This is a genomic window from Verrucosispora sp. SN26_14.1 (genome assembly GCF_004307965.1).
Lineage (GTDB): Bacteria > Actinomycetota > Actinomycetes > Mycobacteriales > Micromonosporaceae > Micromonospora.
Genome location: NZ_SISL01000460.1, coordinates 1 through 4612, shown reverse-complemented (window position 1 = coordinate 4612; position 4612 = coordinate 1). Strand labels below are relative to the sequence as shown.

The 4612-nt window shown below is 72.0% G+C and carries 3 protein-coding genes; 2 read left to right on the top strand and 1 reads right to left on the bottom strand.

From position 1 onward, the window contains the following. Window positions 1-295: 295 nt before the first annotated feature. A complete protein-coding gene (locus EYA84_RS27035; protein ID WP_236145976.1) occupies window positions 296-1540 on the top strand; it encodes an MFS transporter in 1245 nt (414 codons plus the stop codon). A 14-nt stretch (window positions 1541-1554) separates the two neighbouring features. Here EYA84_RS27035 and EYA84_RS27030 read toward each other — a convergent pair whose 3' ends face one another. Next, entirely contained in the window at window positions 1555-2238 is a 684-nt protein-coding gene (locus EYA84_RS27030) for a hypothetical protein (RefSeq protein WP_131056560.1), read from the bottom strand. A gap of 69 nt (window positions 2239-2307) precedes the next feature. On the opposite strand from EYA84_RS27030, the gene EYA84_RS27025 reads away from it, so the two are divergent. Next, window positions 2308-4612, top strand: a 2305-nt coding sequence (locus EYA84_RS27025; protein WP_131056558.1) for a valine--tRNA ligase, incomplete at its 3' end; no start/stop codon positions are given.

Genomic DNA, 4612 nt, shown 5'->3' with positions numbered 1-4612 from the left:
CCGAACCCGGAAGCTAAGCCCTCCAGCGCCGATGGTACTGCACCCGGGAGGGTGTGGGAGAGTAGGACACCGCCGGACATCTTCTCGATTTAGGGCCACCCCCACGGGGGTGGCCCTAAACGCATTTATGGACCGATCGCCGTAGCCCGACCGCTAAACCCGATCGTGGCAGCCTGAACCGAGACAGCCAGAACCGGGACAGCGCATCGGCCCGCCGGCCGCTAGCGTCACGCGAGTGACGGCGCCCACCGATGGCCCCGCCCCACCAGCACACGACCGGACGATGCCGGGCCCAGTGCCGGCATCTGAGGAGACGGCGCACGCCGGAAGAACGAGGTCGGGGCTGTGGCGTAACCGGGACTTCGGCGTGTTCTGGGCGGCGCAGACGGTGTCGGTGGTCGGCGACGGGTTCGCGTCGGTGGCCGTACCGCTGCTGGTGCTCCAGGTCACCGGGTCGGTGGCGCTGATGGGCCTGCTCACCGCCGTCGCGGGGGTGGCGTCGGTGGTCACGGCCGTCTTCGCGGGAGTGCTGGCCGACCGGGTGGACCGGCGACGCCTGCTGATCGGTGGTGACCTCGCGCGGGCCGTGCTCTTCGCCGCCGTACCGGTGGCGTGGCTCTGGGGGCCGCAGCTCTGGCTGCTCTACCTCGTACTGCCGGCCGGTGCCGCCGTGGGGATGGTGTTCCGGGTGGCGTACGTGGCGGCGGTGCCGGGGCTCGTCGACGTCGGGCGGATCACCGAGGCCAACGGCAAGCTGTCGGCGAGCCACGCGGTCGCCGGGATCGGGGGACCGCTGCTGGCCGGTCTGGTGGCGGCGCGCTTCGGGTACACCACGGCGGTGGCGGTGAACGCCGCGAGCTTCGCCGTGTCGGCGGTCGGGCTGACCGCCGTTCGGCTGCGGCAGGCCCGCCGGGAGCGGACCGCGACGACCCTGGCCGGGCTGCGTGACGAGCTGCTGGTCGGGGCCCGGTTCCTCTGGCGGCATCCGGTGCTGCGGAGCCTGACACTGCTGCTGTCGGCGTTCCTGTTCCTCACCTACGGGCTCGACGACGTGCTGATCTATCACGTCGGGCACGGCCTCGGCGGGTCGGAGCGTACCGTCGGGGTGGTGTTGGGGCTGGCCGCGCTCGGCACGGTCCTCGGCTCGCTGGTGGTGGCGCCGCTGCGACGACGCATCGGCTTCGGGCCCACCTGGTCGGGCAGTGTGGTGACGGCCGGCGTGGCGGTCGCGGCGGTCGGGTCGGCGGGTACGGTGCCGGCGGTGGCGGCCCTGGCGGCGGTGTACCTCGGCGGGGTGGCGGTCGGCGCGATCGGCTCCCTGTCGCTACGGCAGGAGGTGACGCCGAACCACCTGCTGGGCCGGGTCACCTCGGTGTTCTGGGCGACCCACTACGCGCTCGGCCCGATCGGCGCCGCCGTGGTGACGTGGGGCGCGCAGGGGTACGGCGTACCCCTGGTCTGTCTGCTGGCGGGTGGTGGGTGCGTCCTGGTCGGGCTCGCGGCGCTCGCCACGCCGGTGGCGCGGGTCGGCGGGCGGTGACCCGGCGGCGCTCGTCAGTGCCGGGTCTGCACGGTCTCGCGGATCTGTCGCAGCAGCCCGGCGGACTCGTCGACCGAGCGGGACGGAAACATGGCGAGCACCACGCTGCCGTGGTCGGCCCAGCCGCAGACCGCGAAGTCACCGCCGTCGCCGCTGGTGCTGCCGCACTTCATCGTCCCGCCGAGACCGCCCGGGGAGACGTTGCGCAGGTCGCTGATCGCGCCGGTCTCGTCGCCCATCAGCGTGAACAGGCTCTCCAGGTCCCGCTCCGGCTGCCACAGCAGGGTCGTGCCGCCGAAGAGGAGCACCGAGCGGCGGGTGTCGGCCGGATCCTGGTAGACCGCGCCGAAGCTGCTGTCCAGCCGGATGTCGGCCGCGAGGCCGCTGCGCAGGTAGTCGGCGGTGCTCACCGCGCGGTCGCTGGTGTCCTGGCGCAGGCCGGCGACCTCGCCCGGAGTGCTGATCCGGGCGTCCTTCTGCTGCATGATCCGCCAACCCCAGGAGCCGAGCGTGCCGACGCCCGCGAACACCAGGACCGCGATCAACGCCACCGCGATCCGCCAGCGCCGGGACCGGACGGCGCGGCGGTCGGGGCCGGTCGCCGCCTCGGGCTGGTCCAGCTCGATCGGCTCGGCGGTCAGGTCGACCAGCGGGGTGCCGTCGTCGAGGTGGTGGAGGCTGCGGCGCGCGTCGGACATAGCCGACACCGTACGCGAACCACCGGTGGCGCACGTCGGGTCCGCCGAAGCGCTCCGTAGACTTCCAGGGTGACCGAGAACCTGGATGCCCGACGCCTCGACGCCCCGACCCTTGCCGGCCAGTACCTGCCCGGCGAGGTAGAGCAGCGACGGTACGAGCAGTGGGTAGCCGACGGTCGGTTCCGGGCATCGGCGGAGAGCGAGCGGCAGCCCTTCACCATCGTCATCCCGCCGCCGAACGTGACCGGCTCGCTGCACATGGGCCACGCGCTGGACCACACCGTGCAGGACGCCCTGGTGCGGCGCAAGCGTATGCAGGGCTTCGAGGCGCTCTGGCTGCCCGGCATGGACCACGCCGGCATCGCCACCCAGAACGTGGTCGAGCGGCAGCTCGCCGCGCAGGGCCTGTCCCGCCACGATCTGGGCCGGGAGAAGTTCGTCGAGCGGGTGTGGCAGTGGAAGGCGGAGTCCGGCGGGACCATCCTCGGCCAGATGCGCCGCCTCGGTGACTCGGTGGACTGGGAGCGCGAGCGCTTCACCATGGACGAGGGCCTGTCCCGCGCCGTGCAGACCATGTTCAAGAAGCTGTACGACGACGGGCTGATCTATCGCGCGAACCGGATCATCAACTGGTGTCCGCGCTGTCTGACCGCCCTCTCCGACATCGAGGTGGAGCACTCCGACGACGACGGTGAGCTGGTCTCGATCCGGTACAGCGACGACGTGGTGGTGGCCACCACCCGGGCGGAGACGATGCTCGGCGACACGGCGGTGGCGGTGCACCCGGACGACGAGCGGTACCGGCACCTGATCGGCACCGAGGTCGAGCTGCCGTTGACCGGGCGGCGGATCCCGATCGTGGGGGACGCCCACGTCGACCCGTCCTTCGGCACCGGCATGGTGAAGGTCACCCCGGCGCACGACCCGAACGACTTCGAGATCGGGCAGCGGCACGACCTGCCCGCGCTCGCCGTGATGGACGAGCGGGGGGTGATCACCGCGCCTGGTCCGTTCCAGGGGCTGGACCGGTTCGAGGCCCGGCCCGCGATCGTCGCGGCGCTGCGCGAGCAGGGCCGCATCGTCGCCGAGAAGCGGCCGTACGTGCATGCCGTCGGGCACTGCTCGCGGTGCCGCACCACGGTGGAACCCCGGCTGTCGTTGCAGTGGTTCGTCAACACCTCGCCGCTGGCGAAGGCGGCCGGTGACGCGGTGCGCGACGGGCGGGTCCGGATCGAGCCGGCGGAGCTGGCCAAGCGCTACTTCGCCTGGGTCGACAACATGCACGACTGGTGCATCTCCCGCCAGCTCTGGTGGGGCCACCGGATCCCGGTCTGGTACGGCCCGGCCGGCGAGGTGGTCTGCGTCGGACCCGACGAGGAGCCGCCGACCGGGACGGGCTGGCACCAGGACGAGGACGTGCTGGACACCTGGTTCTCCAGCGGCCTGTGGCCGTTCTCCACGCTCGGTTGGCCGGAGCAGACCCCGGACCTGGCCAAGTTCTATCCGACCAGCGTGCTGGTGACCGGTTACGACATCCTCTTCTTCTGGGTCGCCCGGATGATGATGTTCGGCCTGTACGCGATGGACGGCAGGCAGCCGTTCGACGTGATCGCCCTGCACGGCATGGTCCGTGACGAGCACGGCAAGAAGATGTCGAAGTCGTTCGGGAACGTGGTCGACCCGCTGGACTGGATCGACCGGTACGGTGCCGACGCGACCCGCTTCACGCTGGCCCGGGGCGCCAACCCGGGCGGCGACGTGCCGGTCAGCGAGGAGTGGTGCCAGGGCTCCCGGAACTTCTGCAACAAGCTCTGGAACGCCACCCGGTTCGCGTTGATCAACGGCGCGCACACCGGCGGTCCGATGCCGACCGCCGACAAGCTGTCGACCGTCGACCGGTGGATCCTGTCCCGGCTGGCGCACGTCACCGCCGAGGTCGACGAGCAGTTCGAGGCGTACGAGTTCGCCAAGGTGTGTGACCTGCTCTACCACTTCGCCTGGGACGACGTCTGTGACTGGTACGTCGAGCTGAGCAAGCCGGTGCTGGCCGGCGGGGGCGAGTCGGCCGAGGTCACTCGCCGGGTCCTCGGTCATGTGCTGGACCACCTCCTGCGGCTGCTGCACCCGGTGATCCCGTTCGTCACCGAGGAGTTGTGGACCGCGCTGACCGGCGGCGAGACGCTGCTCACCGCGGCCTGGCCGGCTGCCGACCGGGCGCTCGTCGACGACGCCGCCGAGGCGGAGGTCGCCACCCTGCAACGGGTGGTCACCGAGGTCCGCCGGTTCCGCTCGGACCAGGGCCTGCGCCCGACCCAGCGGGTCGCCGCCCGGCTCGACGGCCTGGCCGGCGCCGGCGTGGCGGCGCACGAACCGC